The following is a 14,641-nucleotide window of genomic DNA, read 5'->3' on the forward strand; positions in this document are numbered from 1 at the left end:
AAAGAAAACCCTTGTCCGCTGGGCTTTTACCGCTATTTTCTAGCATCGATATTCAAAAAGTTACTAAAACAGTTGTTAACCCAAACGAAAAAGAGCGCGCGATTTTTTGTAACAACAATTAACGAATGACGAACCGGGGATAAACATTTAATTGCCGCTAACATATTGGACAGAGTACCTTCATAATCCGCGTCGACCAATAATCGCGGCGCGACAAGTATAAAAAACAACCACTGCATTTTTTGCCATAGCTTGTGGTATACTCCGCCGCCTTAACTTTCATCGTCGCGCTCATGCGCTGTTTTATAATGAGGAAAATAAATGAGCACACCTGAATTTGCCACTGCCGAGAATAACCAGGAACTGGCACAGGAAGTAAACTGCCTGAAGTCGCTGCTGACGCTTATGCTACAGGCGATGGGCCAGGCTGATGCTGGTCGTGTGATCATTAAAATGGAAAAACAGATCGCGCAGATGGAAGACCAGGCGGAATCCGCTGTTTTTGCCAATACGGTTAAGCAAATTAAACAAGCCTACCGCCAGTAACAAAAACGGCTGGATGCAAAGCATTCAGCCGTTTTCTCGTCTGACACGCAGAACGTGATATCAGTCAGATAAGTCCCGTCGCCGCGGCATAACACGCTATCTGGATCTTATTCGGTGCGTTGAATTTCTTCTGCATATTCTTCTGGTGGAAATTGACGGTATTTTCCGAGATGGAAAGAATGATGGCGATTTCTGCCGACGTCTTCCCTTCTGCGGTCCACTTCAGAATTTCCCGTTCACGCTTGCTGAATTTCATTTCAGGCGGCATCACCGTCTCATGTTCAAAGCGCAACAGCGTAGTGAGCGCCATCTGGACCAGCATTTGTAAACGCAGCTCAACTTCTTCACTGGATATCGAGTGTGCCTGTAAGCTGGTACATGACACGGAAAGGAAACCGAGCGCATGATTTGGCATCATCAGACACTGCGTTATTCCCTTGCGTAAACCGTGGTCCCGCGCGCCGTCCCATAATTGCTGGGCATCCGTGAATAATTCATCCGTCCAGGGCAAATGTCCCTGAATGAAATTCTCCGGCTTCAGTACCGGGTCAATGGCGAAATAATTCTCGGACTGATATTGCGCCATCCATTGTTGCGGATAACTGGAATGGACGGATGTTCGCGGGCGGGTAAATGGCACAGGGTGTCGAACACAAAGCGCATAATAATCGAATTCAAGCGCCTGCGTTTGTCGCTGAAGTTCCTGATATACCTCGTCAGCACAGGTCATTTGCTGAAACCGGAGGACGCATTCCCGTCGCCAGGTGAAAAAGTCTATATCCCTCATACTTGCCGAATGAAGCCTCTGATAAAGATAATCATTATTATGGTGAATATAACCTAACACATTTAGCATGATTATTTATATAAAATATCGGCCACAGGCAGATTATCTTTAATTTGGCGATGGCTTATCCACTTCAGGCGGAATAAAAAAGCAACAGAACGGAGTTTAAGGGAGGATAATTTGCTCCAGAAGCGGCATCTGGAGCAAATTGAACGCTAAAATGCTACTGCATTAAGAATTTTTCAAGGAACTGACGGGTACGGGGCTGCTGCGGATTGGCAAACAGCGCTTTAGCTGGCCCCTGCTCAACTATTCTCCCCTGATCCATGAAAATAGCCCGATCGGCAACGTCGCGGGCGAAGCTCATTTCATGCGTCACAATCACCATCGTGCGTTTCTCCTGCGCCAGCTGTCGGATGGTGTTCAGCACTTCCCCGACCAGCTCAGGATCGAGCGCGGATGTGGGTTCGTCAAACAGGATCACATCAGGGCGCATCGCCAGCGCGCGTGCAATAGCGACACGCTGCTGCTGCCCGCCAGATAAGCGACGCGGATAGCTCGTCTCCTTCCCTGCCAGGCCAACCTTCGCCAGCAGCTCGCGGGCGCGGACCGTGGCGTCTTCCTTAGGTTCCCCCTTGACGATGACCGGCCCTTCAATAATGTTTTCCAGCACCGTGCGGTGCGGGAAGAGATTAAAGCTCTGGAACACGAAGCCGACATGCTGGCGCAGGCGGCGAATCAGCCCTTTTTGCTGGCTGATAGGTTTCCCGGTATCAATGGTGATATCACCCACGCGGATCGTCCCGCCTTCGGGCTGCTCCAGTAAATTGATGCTGCGCAGCAGCGTGGTTTTGCCTGACCCGCTCGGGCCGATAATTGCCACCACTTCGCCCTGCTCAACCTCAAGATCAATGCCATGCAGCACCGTTTGCCCGTGGAATTTTTTCACCAGGTTTTTGACGTCAATTGCACTCATTTTGGATCACGCTCCTGGCGGTTAAGCTGGTTTTCAAAATAGTTTTGCAGAGCGGACAGCACCGTCGCCATCACCCAGTAAATCAGCGAGGCCGCCAGATACATAGTAAACACTTCCAGCGTACGCGAGGTGATCAGCTGCGCCTGACGGAACAGCTCCGGCACCTGAATGGTCGCCGCAAGGGAGGTGTCTTTCACCAGGCTGATAAAGCTGTTGCTCAGCGGCGGCAGCGCCACACGCGCCGCCTGGGGCAGGATCGCCCGGCGCAGCGTCTGCCACGGGGTCATCCCGATACTGGCCGCCGCTTCCCACTGCCCTTTATCGATGGAGGAGATCGCCGCACGCAGCGTTTCAGAGGTGTACGCCGCTGTATTCAGCGACAGGCCAATCATCGCCGCCGGGATCGGATCCAGCTCGATACCGAACTGTGGCAGCCCGTAGTAAATCATAAACAGCTGGGCGATAAGCGGCGTTCCGCGGAACACGGAGATGTAAAACCGCGCCAGCCATCGCACCGGCCAGATGTTGGACATGCGCATCAGTGCCAGCACAAACCCGAGCACCAGCCCGAAGAACATCCCGCCGATACTGAGCTGTAAAGTAAACACCGCGCCTTTAAGCAAGAACGGCAGCGAATCAATAACCAGTTGAATACTTTCTTGCATTGTTATTTTTCTACCTGATTTTTAGACATGAGGATGATAGGCAAACAGCGCAGGCGCTCCGCCAGTATGAACAAACAAAATAGGTCCTTCATCCTTAAAGCGCTTCCGGGCGATGCCGTCGATCAGGCCCGCCATTGCCTTACCGGTATAGACCGGGTCAAGCAGAATACCTTCGAGACGGGCCAGCAGCTTAACGGCCTCCATCCCTTCATCATTGGGGGTGCCATAGCCCGGCGCGAAATAGTCATCCCACAGCAATATTTCCGCCTTCGCCTGAAGCGCAAGCTGTTCAGCCACCGCCTGTTGCAGGGTGACGACTTTCGGCTTTTGGTCCGCAACGCTTCTGGAAACCGTCACGCCAATCAGCTCGACCTCCGGCATCAGCCGCTCAAGCCCGACCGCTAAACCGGCATGGGTCCCCGCACTGCCGGACGCCACCACCACCGAGGATAAACTTACCGCGCCTTCGCACTGCTGAGCGATTTCCAGCGCGCTCTCAACATAGCCGAGGGCACCCAGCGCATTCGAGCCGCCAACCGGGATCACGTACGGACGAAAACCCTGCGCTTCCAGACGCGTCGCCAGCTCGTCGAGCTGTGCTGCCGGGTCGGTCAACGCGTCGACCATTTCAACCTGCACGTTGAACAGATCCAGCAGCAGACGGTTACCGTTAGTCAGGTAATTCTCTGCCTGCGTCCCGATCGGGTTCTCCAGCAGGGCTACGCAGTGGAGCCCCAGCTTCGCCGCCACTGCCGCCGTCTGGCGAACGTGGTTAGACTGAATTGCCCCGGCGGTGATCAGCGTATCCGCCCCCTCGCGCAGGGCATCGGCGGCGAGAAATTCCAGCTTGCGCAGCTTATTCCCGCCCATCGCCATGGGCGTCACATCGTCACGCTTAATGAAAATATCGCGCCCCAGATAGTCAGAAAATCTCGGAAGAAACTCCAGCGGCGTGGGTGCGCCGATAAATTCCAGACGGGGAAAGCGCGTTAAATTCTGTAGTGACATGGTTCCTCCGGTCACGCAAACAATTGTTATTTCATTATGCACGCAGACGCGCGAGAAATAAAAAAGGCGCTTTTAAAAGCGCCTTTTTTTGTCAGTCAGCGAATTATTTCGTCACGTCTGCGCCGAACCACTTCTCAGAAAGCGCTTTCAGGCTACCGTCTTTCTGCATCTCAGCAATGGCACCATCGATGGCTTTCAGCAGATCCTCGTTACCCTTACGCACCGCCACGCCGGACTCCTGACGGGAGAACGCATCACCCGCGACAGCCAGGGTATTGTTGGTTTTCTTCACCAGATCCAGCGCTGCCAGGCGGTCCACCAGAATGGCGTCGATACGGCCTACGCGCAGATCCTGGTATTTCGTCGGGTCATCATCGTAGGTACGGATGTCCACGCCCTGCACGTTCTGGCGCAGCCACTCTTCGTAGTTGGTGCCCAGACCGACGCCGACTTTCTTACCTTTCAGATCCGCTGCGGACTTGATGCTGCCTTCGTTACCTTTCTTCACCAGCGCCTGAATACCGGACACGGTGTACGGCGTGGAGAAGTCATACTTCTTCTTACGTTCGTCAGAAATGGTTACCTGGTTAATCACCACGTCAATACGTTTGGAATCCAGTGACGCCAGCATCCCATCCCATTTGGTGGGTTTCAGGGAGGCTTTAACGCCGAGGTGTTTTGCCAGCTCCTGCGCAAACTCCACTTCAAAACCGGTCAGTTTACCGTCGTCACCCTGGAAGCTGAACGGAGGATAGGTTCCTTCCAGCCCAACCAGCAGCGTGCCGCGCTCTTTAACTTTGTTGAGCAGATTCTCTGCCGCGAACGTTTTCACGCTCATCCCCGCGACCAGCGCAACGGCCATCATCCCCATCAGCGCCTGACGACCCAGAAGTGCTAATTTCATAAGTACTCCGATACAGTGGAATTTTTGAGTAGTGTAGAGAAATCGCCTGCAACGTCAAAGGCGGCTGCGCTACATCTTATTCTTTTTTAATATATATCAGAAGTTGTTCCGGCGCGGACTTTCTGCTTTATGACGCCCGGCATCTGGACTTTATATTGTGCATACTTTCGCAGCGCGATGCGGTAATTGTTGGTACTGGTGGCGGGCAGCCAGGGCTCCAGATTTTCATCCAGGTATCCGGTCGTCAGCAGATCGCGGGAGATATTTTGCATGGTCAAATGCTGACCCAGGCGGCGCAGGCGAACCACGTATTCACGCACGGTGCCGTGACTCATCTCGGTTTGTTCAAACAGGAACTGCTTGAAGCCGATAATATCGAAGAAGTCGCTTTGCTCTTTGCAATGGAGATCGCCACAGAAACGGCAAAGCGCTACCCACTCTTTTTGCTCTTCAAGCCAGGCGGCTTCATCCATCAGCGTGTCGAGGCGGGAAATCGCAATCTTATTCACGATTTCACCGCGACGAACCAGCGTGATGCGGTCGAGTAATTTTTTACAGTGGGCGCAATGCGTCTGGCTGTGTTTAAAGTCTTTCAGGTAGCGGCTTAAAGGCCGTCTTTTAGATTGCTGCACCGTCATGATAACTCCTGGTTGTCAATACGTTGTGCGGCATTTCCAAGGCGAATGACTCACCTATAACTTACCCAGTTTTGTGCGCAGGCGTTTAATGGCCTGGCTGTGCAGCTGGCTCACCCGTGACTCGCCCACCTCCAGCACGGCACCAATCTCTTTGAGATTGAGCTCTTCCTGGTAATAGAGGGTTAACACCAGTTGCTCACGTTCCGGTAAAGCTTCAATCGCTTCCATCACGCGCTGGCGTAAATTCCCTTCCAGTAAGTGGTGTAACGGGTTTTCTTGCTGATGTTCATCCGTCACCAGTTCGATGCTATCGCCATGCTCTTCGCGCCACTCATCATAAGAGAAGAGTTGGCTGTTATTGGTATCGAGCAACATCTGACGATATTCTTCAACAGGAATGCCCAGACGTTCCGCCACTTCGGTTTCCGTCGCGTTGCGCCCCAGTTCCTGTTCCAGCTGCCCCATCGCATGCGCCACTTCGCGCGCGTTGCGGCGAACGCTGCGCGGCACCCAGTCGCGGCTGCGCAGCTCGTCCAGCATCGCACCACGAATACGCTGCACTGCGTAAGTCGTAAATGCCGTTCCTTGCAGAGCGTCGTACCGGTCAACTGCATTCAATAACCCGATACCGCCCGCCTGTAGCAGATCGTCCAGTTCCACGCTCGCCGGCAAACGCACCTGGAGGCGCAATGCTTCGTGACGCACCAGCGGAACATAACGCTGCCACAGCGAGTGTTTATCCATTACACCTTCAGCGGTATAGAGTGAATTCACGATAAACAGCCCTGCGTTAGTTGAGTTATCGGCATGATTATCCGATTCTGGAGGGGTTTTAATCGGGTGAATAGTGGGTGAAATGAGGGGTTATTTGGGGGGTTACGCGTGAATGCGGACAGAAAAAACCCCGCCGAAGCGGGGTTTGAGCGTAATCAGGTGATTAGCCTTGCAGCAGAGACAGAACCTGCTGAGGAACCTGGTTAGCTTTGGACAGCACGGAGTTACCGGCCTGCTGGATGATCTGCGCTTTAGACATGTTGGACACTTCGGTCGCATAGTCGGCGTCCTGAATACGGGACTGCGCTTCAGACAGGTTGGTGGTGGTGTTGTTCAGGTTGGTTACCGCAGAGCTCAGACGGTTCTGTACCGCACCCAGAGAAGAACGGAAGCTGTCAATCTGAGCAATTGCTTTATCTAAAACAGCCAAAGGATTTGCGCTTGCAGCTCCTTTGAATTCTGCTGTAGGGGTCGCACCACTAAGAGCAACAGTCACTTTGTTAGTAGTCGCCGCTGCTGTTTGGTTTGTAGCATCGTCATCACCTGTATCAACCAGAGAATCCGCATTAGCTGCATAGTTTTTACCCTGGAAGGTAACGTAAGAAGCTGCATTACCATCTTTATCGGTTGTAACTTTAACCAGTTGCCCAGCTTGGGTAGCAGTGGTATTAAGGCCATTTGCACTATCAGTATAATCAATATCTGCTTTGTTAAGAATTACTTTACCGCTGTCGCGGTCAACTGAAGCGGCATAGAAGTCGCTTCCTGACTGAACTACGTAATTTGCAGTTGCTGCACCATCTTTATCAAGAACGTTACGCAGAGTCAGAGTTGATGCTTCTACATCCAAATCTGAGGCAACACCACTTAAATCAACATTCAACGGCGCAGAGTTGGCCGCTGTATTAATTTGTGTAACCGCGTCACTAGTCTTGAGTGAGTTTTGAGAAACAGAGAATCCACTCAGACCCAAGGTTGAAGAGTCAATTTTCTGCAAATCAATGGAAATAGTCTGACCATCGTTTGCGCCAACCTGAATCTTCATGGTGCCGTCTTTTGCCAGCACGTTCACGCCGTTGAACTGAGTCTGACCAGATACGCGGTCAATTTCGTCCAGACGGGATTTGATTTCGTCCTGGATGGAAGACAGGTCAGAATCAGAGTTAGTACCGGTAGTTGCCTGAACGGTCAGTTCACGAACACGCTGAAGGTTGTTGTTGATTTCAGACAGTGCGCCTTCAGTGGTCTGCGCCAGAGAGATACCGTCGTTAGCGTTACGTGCAGCCTGAGTCAGACCTTTGATGTTAGAGGTGAAGCGGTTAGCGATAGCCTGGCCCGCAGCGTCATCTTTCGCGCTGTTGATACGCAGACCAGAAGACAGACGCTCGATAGAAGAAGACAGAGCGGACTGGTTCTTGTTGATGTTGTTCTGTGTGATCAGCGAGAGGCTGTTGGTATTAATGACTTGTGCCATGATTTCGATTCCTGTTGTTCATCAAATCTGTTTGGTTAGATTTGGGTTTCCACCCTTCGGCTTCATCGCCGTCAAAAGTGTTATCGTCTGGTCCAAACCAACCTTTAGATTTTTTTTCAGGATCGCGTTAATTTTTTTAGCCACGGAAAAGCTCTTCTCTATTACCGTTATTCCCGCCATTAAAAAAAAGAAATTAACCGTAAACTTTCCCCCATAAAAGCCGATAACCCCACTATTCGTTCTACGTGTCGATAGATTAAGGAATAAATATGGCAAGTATTTCATCATTGGGGATTGGATCGGGTCTTAAGTTAGCAGACATTCTGGATAGTCTGACCAAGGCCGAAAAAGAGCAGCTGACGCCGATTTCCAAACAACAGTCATCTTATACCGCCAAGCTGAGCGCTTACGGCACGTTGAAGAGTTCACTGGAAGCCTTTCAGACTGCCAACACCGCGCTGAATAAAGCCGACCTGTTTACGGCGACCAGCACGTCGAGCAGCTCCACGGCATTCAGTGCCACCACTACCGGCAGCGCGATTGCCGGTAAATACACCATCAGCGTGTCGCAGCTGGCGCAGGCGCAAACCCTGACGACCAAAAACGCGCAGCCGGATACCAAAACGGCCATTGCCACGGCTGACAGCAAGATCACCTTTACCGCCGGTAACGGTAAAGATCCGGTGACCGTCGATATCAGCGCGGCAAACTCCTCGCTGACCGGCATTCGCGATGCGATTAACAAAGCTGACGCCGGCGTGACCGCCAGTATTATTAACGTCGGTAATGGTCAGTATCGTCTGTCCATCACCTCCACCGAAACCGGAGCGGACAACGCGGTCAGCATCAGCGTGAGCGGCGACAGCGCCCTGCAATCCTTTATGGGTTACAACGGCACCAGCACCGACGCCAGCAACGGCATGACGGAAAGCGTCACCGCGCAGAACGCGAAGCTGAAGGTGAATAACGTCGATATCGAAAACAGCAGCAACACCATCAGCGATGCGCTGGAAGATATCACCCTGAACCTGAACGATGTCACCACCGGTAACCAGACGCTGACGATCGCTAAAGATACGTCGAAAGCGGAAACGGCGATGAAAGCCTGGGTGGATGCCTACAACACCCTCCAGGACAGCTTTGCATCGTTAACCAAATATACGGCGGTTGATGCGGGTACAGATGCGCAGGACTCCAGCAACGGCGCCCTGCTCGGAGACAGTACGCTGCGTACTATTCAGACGCAGCTGAAAACCATGCTGAGCAACACCGTCGGCGGAACCGCCTATAAAACGCTGTCTCAGGTTGGCATTACCTCAGATCCAAGCACGGGCAAGCTGGAACTGAGCAGCGAAAAGCTGAAAAAAGCGCTGACGGAGAACCCGGCTGCCGTGAAAGATCTGGTTGTGGGTGACGGAAAAACTACCGGGATCACCACCACCATGGCCACCCATCTGACTGACTGGCTTTCCAGTAAAGGCATTATCCAGGCAGCCAAAGATGGCGTCAGCAAAACGCTGAACAAGTTAACGGATCAATATAACGCCGTGAGCGAACGTATTGACGCGAGAGTGGCGCAGTACAAAGCCCAGTTTACCCAGCTGGACGTACTGATGACCTCGCTGAACAACACCAGCAGCTACCTGACGCAGCAGTTCGAAAATACGTCCAGCAACAAGTAGTAAACGCTAATCAGACCCGAGGGGGATAACATGTACGGCGCAAAAGGCACGCAAGCCTACGCAAAGATAGAAGTTGAAAGCGCGGTGATGAGCGCCAGCCAGCAACAGCTGGTTATCATGCTATTTGATGGAGCCCTCAGCGCGCTGGTACGCGCGCGTCTGTTCCTTGCAGACGGTAATATCCCGGCAAAAGGGCTGGCGCTCTCAAAAGCCATCAACATTATCGAAAACGGGCTGAAGGTTGGCCTGGTGGAAAATAACGGGGATGAGCTTACGCAAAACCTGATTGCCCTTTATGCCTATATGGTACGTCGCCTCCTGCACGCCAACGTGAATAACGACGCCAGCGCCATCGAAGAGGTGGAAAACCTGCTGCGCAATATCGCTGACGGGTGGAAGGAGGTTGCCGGTACGCCACAACTGATGCAGGACGCCGTCTAATGAGTAACGCACCGCAACTTTATGCCCTTTATCAGCAACTCCTTGAGCAGAGCCAGTTGATGTTGCGACTGGCCCGGCAGGGACTATGGGATGATCTGATCATCTGTGAAACCGACTATGTTAATGCGGTGCACTCACTGGCTCGTCTCACTCAGGAAAGTGAACCTTCGATGCAGATTCAGGAGCAGCTTCGCCCGACGCTGCGGGTGATCCTGGACAACGAAGGCCAGGTAAAAACGTTGCTGCAAGCCAGAATGGATGAGCTGGCGAAGCTGGTCGGGCAATCTTCCATCCAGAAAACCGTTCTCTCCACCTACGGTAACCAGGGCGGTCATGTCCTGGTTCCGCAAAGTAATAGCGATATCAATTAGCCATTTAACTGGCGGGCAAACGTTAACCGTTTCGTTCGCCAGGCATTTCTGCCAAACCTGCTCCATACTTGAGTTTCGCGACCTCATGGAGATGGTGCATGCGCAACCCAACACTTTTACAATGTTTTCACTGGTACTACCCCACCGGCGGTGAACTGTGGCGAGAAGTCACGGCATTAGCCCCCAACCTGAACGAAATCGGCATCAATATGGTCTGGTTACCGCCGGCCTACAAAGGCGCATCCGGCGGCTATTCCGTCGGGTATGACTCTTATGACCTTTTCGACCTCGGTGAGTTTGACCAGAAAGGCAGCGTCGCCACCAAATACGGCGATAAAGCCCAGTTGCTGGAGGCCATCAACGCCTTAAAAAGCAACCAGATTGCGGTACTTCTGGACGTGGTGGTCAACCACAAAATGGGGGCCGATGAGAAGGAACCCGTCCGCGTGCAGCGCGTGGATGCGCAGGATCGCACCCAAATCAGCGATGAGATCATCGAATGCGAAGCCTGGACGCGCTACACCTTTCCCGTTCGGGCCGGCCAGTATTCGCAGTTCATATGGGATTACAAATGCTTTAGCGGTATCGATCACATTGAAAACCCCAATGAGGACGGTATCTTCAAAATCGTCAACGACTACACCGGCGAAGGCTGGAACGATCAGGTCGACGACGAGATGGGCAATTTCGATTACCTGATGGGTGAAAATATTGATTTTCGCAACCATGCGGTAACGGAGGAGATCAAATACTGGGCGCGCTGGGTGATGGAGCAAACTCACTGCGACGGCTTCCGCCTTGACGCGGTAAAACACATCCCGGCCTGGTTCTATAAAGAGTGGATTGAGCACGTCCAGGAGGTGGCCCCGCAGCCGCTGTTTATCGTGGCGGAATACTGGTCACACGAAGTGGATAAATTGCAGCACTACATCAATCAGGTGGACGGCAAAACCATGCTGTTTGATGCGCCACTGCAAATGAAATTTCACGAAGCCTCACGCCAGGGACGCGACTACGATATGAGCCAGATTTTCACCGGTACGCTGGTGGAAGCCGATCCGTTCCATGCCGTGACGCTGGTTGCCAACCACGACACCCAACCCTTGCAGGCGCTGGAAGCCCCGGTTGAAGCCTGGTTCAAACCGCTGGCCTACGCGCTCATCCTGCTGCGTGAAAACGGCGTGCCGAGCGTGTTCTACCCGGATCTTTTTGGCGCCAGCTATGACGACACCGGCGGGGATGGCGAGACGTATCACATCGATATGCCGGTGATTGAACAACTCCACGAGCTTATCCTCGCCCGGCAGCGTTTTGCCCACGGCGTGCAGACGCTGTTTTTCGATCATCCAAACTGCATTGCGTTCAGCCGCAGCGGGACTGAGGAGCACCCGGGCTGTGTGGTGGTGCTGTCGAATGGTGATGACGGCGAGAAGACGATCTGCCTCGGGGAAAATTACGGCAATAAGACCTGGCGTGATTTTTTAGGCAACCGCGAGGAAACCGTGACCACGGCGGCGGATGGCGAAGGGACGTTCTTCTGTAACGGGGGAAGCGTCAGCGTCTGGGTGATTGAGGACGCGCTGTAGGGCTGGAACAGTGCGGTCTGCGGACCCGCTCCCGAAGCGTACGCCATCCTCACAAAATAATGTCTGCACAGACGGCCCCCTCTCCCTTGAGGGAGAGGGCTGGGGTGAGGGGGAACATACGGCTCTGGTGGTCATTCCGTTCACGTTATGTTCCTTGCTACTCTGTCACAACATAACCGGTGAACGTGCCAGGGTGGCTCAGTCGCCACCACCCTGGCGACCCGGGCTTCCGGCGGAAAATCGCCGCTTCGCGGTGCCTTCGGCTTATTCCTTCCGGCTTATCGGGGACGGGCGGAGGTAACATCCCTGTAAAGCCCGCCCTCTCGGCGCATCCCTGCGCCTCGCCCCGGCCTACAGGAAACGCCTCAGCGATTTACAGCCGGACCAGAGCATCGCTGAAAGCCTTCAGTCGTTCTCAAACAAGTTTTTTGCTTCGGGTTAAAAGTTACGGAAGCTTACTCTCCAGCGGATTCTTGCTCAGGTAATCTGCGCATTCCACCGTTGGGCGGTCAACCTTGTACAGTTCCATGCCGTCATACTCCAGCGCCGCCCCATCACGATCGAGCGGATAGACGTCTCGTTTTTCGGTCACGTTATAATAATCATCTGAACGCAGCATGATCTTACCCGGCACCGCGATAACGCGCTGCCACTGACGGCAATCCAGCGTATCCCCTTCTGGCGTCACCACCAGCGTGGCGATCGCTTCCGGGCTCACCATCGCGCTCTGCGGACCTTTCGACTGCCAGTAACCTGCCAGTTGCGAAGGTACCGGGTGCTTAATCACTTCCTGATAGTTATCAACCTGAACACATCCCGCTAACGTCAGCATCGCAGCCACAATTGCTACTTTTTTCATCATCTTTCCTGCATGCGAAGAAAAAAATATTGTGGCATTAAAGCCATCAGGCTGCCAGCGTAAGATTGGAAGGTTTACACCTGCATCCCCATGACATGAGCATACATTTTTATTAATCGACAAAGATCGTCCAAGAGCGCACCAAATAACAGATGGTTATAGTCGTCAAAAACATCAGTCGTCTAAGTTCGCCTTAGAACGAGTGCTGTTTTGTGCCCCACCCATGCCCCACCGCTAAACTTTGCGTAGCTCCTTCCAGTTTCGCAACTTGCCGCTTTAAGCCTTCCCATACCATCAGCATAATCACCACCGATCCGATTGTAAGATTTATCAGGTGCGCAACTCTTTTATCGGACAACAAGCAAATCTGAAAATCTCGTAGTGTATCGAGGCGACAGCATTTCACGCTTCATCTGCCACTGCTGCTGTATACCCTGCCCGGCAAAATAGAGCGTGCCCTTTCCGTCCTTTGCATTCAGGTGATCCAGCACTTCCATCAACTTTTCACTTCCGGCACGCGGAGCGCTGTCGTCGAACAGGTTGAGTTGGGCCACGCCCTGGCTGAAGAAGTCACCCAGCATGACACCCGCTTTCTGGTACCGGTGACCGTCCTTCCATATTTTGTCCAGACACTTTACCGCGGCGTTGATGATGTCTCTGCTGTCCTGAGTTGGCGTGAGCAGTCTTACCGATGCGCTGTTTCCGTAATACTGCTCATTAAGGGAAAAAGGTGATGTCTTGACGAAAGCGGAGATAAAACGGCAGTACTGATGCTCACCACGTAGCTTTTCAGCTCCACGGGCCGCATAACTGCATATAGCCTGCCTCATCTGCTCATAATCTGTAATGCGTTCGCCAAACGATCGGCTGCATACAATTTCCTGCTTTACCGGGGCGAACTCCTCCAGATCCAGGCATGGCTCGCCGCGCAGCTCGCGGACGGTTCGCTCCAGCACAACGTTAAAGTGTTTTCGGATAATCCACGTACTCTGCTCTGAAAGGTCCAGTGCGGTTTTGATGCCCATGGCGTTCAGCTTTTTGCTAATGCGACGACCAACGCCCCAGACATCCTCTACCGGCACCAGCGCCAGCAACCTCCGCTGTCGGTCGACGTTTGAGAGATCGACCACGCCGCCCGTCTGCCGCTGCCATTTTTTCGCAGCATGGTTAGCCAGCTTAGCCAGCGTCTTGGTCTGAGCTATGCCGACGCCGACTGTGAGATGTGTCCGCTGTAAAATAGTCGCGCGGATCTCTTTCCCGAACTCAGTCAGGTCCCGGCAGTTTCTTACGCCGGTCAGATCGCAGAATGCTTCGTCTATGCTGTAAATTTCCACGCGAGGGCTCATTTCTTCCAGTGTGGTCATTACCCGGCTGGACATATCTGCATAGAGCTCGTAGTTGCTGCTGAAGCAAACAACACCAGCGCGCCGGAACAATTCCTTCTGCTTGAAGAACGGCTCACCCATCGCTATCCCGACAGCCTTTGCTTCGGCGCTACGCGCTATTACGCAGCCGTCATTATTCGAAAGAACAACCACCGGCCGACCACGCAGGTCTGGTCTGAATACCGTCTCGCAACTGGCATAAAATGAGTTCACATCGACCAGGGCAAACATCACATCACCGGATTGTCGTCTGTGAACGCCGCAGCGCCATTGATAAAAAAGGTCACAACTCCCATGACATCGATTTCATCTAAAGCATCACCTTCTATGCATTCACCGTCTTCGGTGATGAGCGAACCGCCCATAACGACCGCGAACTGTAGTTGTCCGAACGCATTTACCAGCACGCGTGTTCCGTTGGATGGCACAAGATCAGGCTGAAAAAGCGCATAACCGCCTGACGTTTCAACCAAGCAGGAGTAGCGGTTAACCCCACATAATTTTTCAAGCCTGAATCGCTGAGCTTTTGCCTCCATGGCAACCTC

General features: G+C 53.0%; 16 protein-coding genes and 1 pseudogene. 6 read left to right on the forward strand and 11 right to left on the reverse strand.

What is annotated here, in order from left to right:
- Nucleotides 1-223 precede the first annotated feature (223 nt).
- Nucleotides 224-325: pseudogene (locus DD606_RS26620) on the forward strand (hypothetical protein); the annotation flags it as partial.
- On the forward strand, nucleotides 322-546 hold the full coding sequence (locus tag DD606_RS03435) for a DUF2594 family protein (protein ID WP_003859644.1): 225 nt from the start codon (nucleotides 322-324) through the stop codon (nucleotides 544-546). The pseudogene DD606_RS26620 and the gene DD606_RS03435, both read left to right, overlap by 4 nt.
- A 64-nt stretch (nucleotides 547-610) precedes the next feature.
- Here the strand turns inward: DD606_RS03435 and sdiA are convergent, their stop codons facing one another.
- The 8 genes from sdiA to DD606_RS03475 all read right to left on the reverse strand — a co-directional run bounded on the left by sdiA (nucleotide 611) and on the right by DD606_RS03475 (nucleotide 7,772).
- A complete protein-coding gene (gene sdiA, locus DD606_RS03440) occupies nucleotides 611-1,333 on the reverse strand; it encodes a transcriptional regulator SdiA (protein ID WP_003859639.1) in 723 nt (240 codons plus the stop codon).
- A 223-nt stretch (nucleotides 1,334-1,556) separates the two neighbouring features.
- Nucleotides 1,557-2,309 carry an L-cystine ABC transporter ATP-binding protein TcyN gene (gene tcyN / locus DD606_RS03445; RefSeq protein ID WP_003859634.1) on the reverse strand — a complete coding sequence of 251 codons (753 nt, stop codon included), beginning with the start codon at nucleotides 2,307-2,309 and terminating at the stop codon, nucleotides 1,557-1,559.
- The gene (gene tcyL / locus DD606_RS03450; RefSeq protein ID WP_003859632.1) at nucleotides 2,306-2,974 is read right to left on the reverse strand and encodes a cystine ABC transporter permease; all 669 of its coding nucleotides are present in this window, start codon (nucleotides 2,972-2,974) and stop codon (nucleotides 2,306-2,308) included. The genes tcyN and tcyL overlap by 4 nt, the downstream gene beginning before the upstream one ends.
- A 21-nt stretch (nucleotides 2,975-2,995) precedes the next feature.
- The gene (gene dcyD / locus DD606_RS03455) at nucleotides 2,996-3,982 is read right to left on the reverse strand and encodes a D-cysteine desulfhydrase (RefSeq protein WP_096946721.1); all 987 of its coding nucleotides are present in this window, start codon (nucleotides 3,980-3,982) and stop codon (nucleotides 2,996-2,998) included.
- A gap of 103 nt (nucleotides 3,983-4,085) precedes the next feature.
- Nucleotides 4,086-4,886, reverse strand: a complete 801-nt coding sequence (tcyJ, locus tag DD606_RS03460) for a cystine ABC transporter substrate-binding protein (RefSeq protein WP_003859627.1) — start codon at nucleotides 4,884-4,886, stop codon at nucleotides 4,086-4,088.
- An 86-nt stretch (nucleotides 4,887-4,972) separates the two neighbouring features.
- Nucleotides 4,973-5,524, reverse strand: coding sequence for a flagella biosynthesis regulatory protein FliZ (fliZ, locus tag DD606_RS03465; RefSeq protein ID WP_015570235.1), 552 nt, complete (start codon nucleotides 5,522-5,524; stop codon nucleotides 4,973-4,975).
- Nucleotides 5,525-5,578: 54 nt separating this feature from the next.
- On the reverse strand, nucleotides 5,579-6,298 hold the full coding sequence (locus DD606_RS03470; RefSeq protein ID WP_003859623.1) for an RNA polymerase sigma factor FliA: 720 nt from the start codon (nucleotides 6,296-6,298) through the stop codon (nucleotides 5,579-5,581).
- A gap of 163 nt (nucleotides 6,299-6,461) precedes the next feature.
- Nucleotides 6,462-7,772, reverse strand: coding sequence for a FliC/FljB family flagellin (locus DD606_RS03475; protein WP_022651462.1), 1,311 nt, complete (start codon nucleotides 7,770-7,772; stop codon nucleotides 6,462-6,464).
- Nucleotides 7,773-8,041: 269 nt separating this feature from the next.
- Here DD606_RS03475 and fliD point away from each other — a divergent pair, with 269 nt between their 5' ends.
- The 4 genes from fliD to amyA all read left to right on the forward strand — a co-directional run bounded on the left by fliD (nucleotide 8,042) and on the right by amyA (nucleotide 11,852).
- A complete protein-coding gene (gene fliD, locus DD606_RS03480) occupies nucleotides 8,042-9,454 on the forward strand; it encodes a flagellar filament capping protein FliD (protein ID WP_047653406.1) in 1,413 nt (470 codons plus the stop codon).
- Between the two features lie 30 nt (nucleotides 9,455-9,484).
- Complete coding sequence (gene fliS, locus DD606_RS03485; RefSeq protein WP_003859616.1) at nucleotides 9,485-9,895, forward strand: flagellar export chaperone FliS; 411 nt, start codon at nucleotides 9,485-9,487, stop codon at nucleotides 9,893-9,895.
- Nucleotides 9,895-10,266, forward strand: coding sequence for a flagella biosynthesis regulatory protein FliT (gene fliT / locus DD606_RS03490; RefSeq protein WP_006811148.1), 372 nt, complete (start codon nucleotides 9,895-9,897; stop codon nucleotides 10,264-10,266). Before fliS ends, fliT begins: the two co-directional genes overlap by 1 nt.
- A 98-nt stretch (nucleotides 10,267-10,364) precedes the next feature.
- Complete coding sequence (gene amyA, locus DD606_RS03495) at nucleotides 10,365-11,852, forward strand: alpha-amylase (protein WP_003859614.1); 1,488 nt, start codon at nucleotides 10,365-10,367, stop codon at nucleotides 11,850-11,852.
- Nucleotides 11,853-12,297: 445 nt separating this feature from the next.
- Here the strand turns inward: amyA and yedD are convergent, their stop codons facing one another.
- The 3 genes from yedD to DD606_RS03510 form a co-directional block, all read right to left on the reverse strand.
- Nucleotides 12,298-12,711, reverse strand: a complete 414-nt coding sequence (gene yedD / locus DD606_RS03500; RefSeq protein WP_047653407.1) for a lipoprotein YedD — start codon at nucleotides 12,709-12,711, stop codon at nucleotides 12,298-12,300.
- A gap of 347 nt (nucleotides 12,712-13,058) precedes the next feature.
- Nucleotides 13,059-14,327 (reverse strand): Y-family DNA polymerase, encoded by a 1,269-nt coding sequence (locus tag DD606_RS03505; RefSeq protein ID WP_129258171.1) that lies wholly within the window; start codon nucleotides 14,325-14,327, stop codon nucleotides 13,059-13,061.
- A complete protein-coding gene (locus DD606_RS03510) occupies nucleotides 14,327-14,632 on the reverse strand; it encodes a hypothetical protein (RefSeq protein WP_126297191.1) in 306 nt (101 codons plus the stop codon). Before DD606_RS03510 ends, DD606_RS03505 begins: the two co-directional genes overlap by 1 nt.
- Nucleotides 14,633-14,641: the final 9 nt, after the last annotated feature.

This window comes from Enterobacter cloacae complex sp. GF14B, assembly GCF_004136805.1.
GTDB classification, from domain to species: Bacteria; Pseudomonadota; Gammaproteobacteria; order Enterobacterales; family Enterobacteriaceae; genus Enterobacter; species Enterobacter hormaechei_C.

What these genes read in the sequence shown, in the direction of transcription:
- tcyN (WP_003859634.1), bottom strand. Translation starts at nt 2,309, where the DNA reads ATGAGTGCAATTGACGTCAAAAACCTGGTGAAAAAATTCCACGGGCAA.
- DD606_RS03510 (WP_126297191.1), bottom strand. Translation starts at nt 14,632, where the DNA reads ATGGAGGCAAAAGCTCAGCGATTCAGGCTTGAAAAATTATGTGGGGTT.
- DD606_RS03505 (WP_129258171.1), bottom strand. Translation starts at nt 14,327, where the DNA reads ATGTTTGCCCTGGTCGATGTGAACTCATTTTATGCCAGTTGCGAGACG.
- dcyD (WP_096946721.1), bottom strand. Translation starts at nt 3,982, where the DNA reads ATGTCACTACAGAATTTAACGCGCTTTCCCCGTCTGGAATTTATCGGC.
- tcyL (WP_003859632.1), bottom strand. Translation starts at nt 2,974, where the DNA reads ATGCAAGAAAGTATTCAACTGGTTATTGATTCGCTGCCGTTCTTGCTT.
- yedD (WP_047653407.1), bottom strand. Translation starts at nt 12,711, where the DNA reads ATGAAAAAAGTAGCAATTGTGGCTGCGATGCTGACGTTAGCGGGATGT.
- fliZ (WP_015570235.1), bottom strand. Translation starts at nt 5,524, where the DNA reads ATGACGGTGCAGCAATCTAAAAGACGGCCTTTAAGCCGCTACCTGAAA.
- amyA (WP_003859614.1), top strand. Translation starts at nt 10,365, where the DNA reads ATGCGCAACCCAACACTTTTACAATGTTTTCACTGGTACTACCCCACC.
- fliS (WP_003859616.1), top strand. Translation starts at nt 9,485, where the DNA reads ATGTACGGCGCAAAAGGCACGCAAGCCTACGCAAAGATAGAAGTTGAA.
- tcyJ (WP_003859627.1), bottom strand. Translation starts at nt 4,886, where the DNA reads ATGAAATTAGCACTTCTGGGTCGTCAGGCGCTGATGGGGATGATGGCC.
- fliD (WP_047653406.1), top strand. Translation starts at nt 8,042, where the DNA reads ATGGCAAGTATTTCATCATTGGGGATTGGATCGGGTCTTAAGTTAGCA.
- sdiA (WP_003859639.1), bottom strand. Translation starts at nt 1,333, where the DNA reads ATGAGGGATATAGACTTTTTCACCTGGCGACGGGAATGCGTCCTCCGG.
- DD606_RS03435 (WP_003859644.1), top strand. Translation starts at nt 322, where the DNA reads ATGAGCACACCTGAATTTGCCACTGCCGAGAATAACCAGGAACTGGCA.
- DD606_RS03475 (WP_022651462.1), bottom strand. Translation starts at nt 7,772, where the DNA reads ATGGCACAAGTCATTAATACCAACAGCCTCTCGCTGATCACACAGAAC.
- fliT (WP_006811148.1), top strand. Translation starts at nt 9,895, where the DNA reads ATGAGTAACGCACCGCAACTTTATGCCCTTTATCAGCAACTCCTTGAG.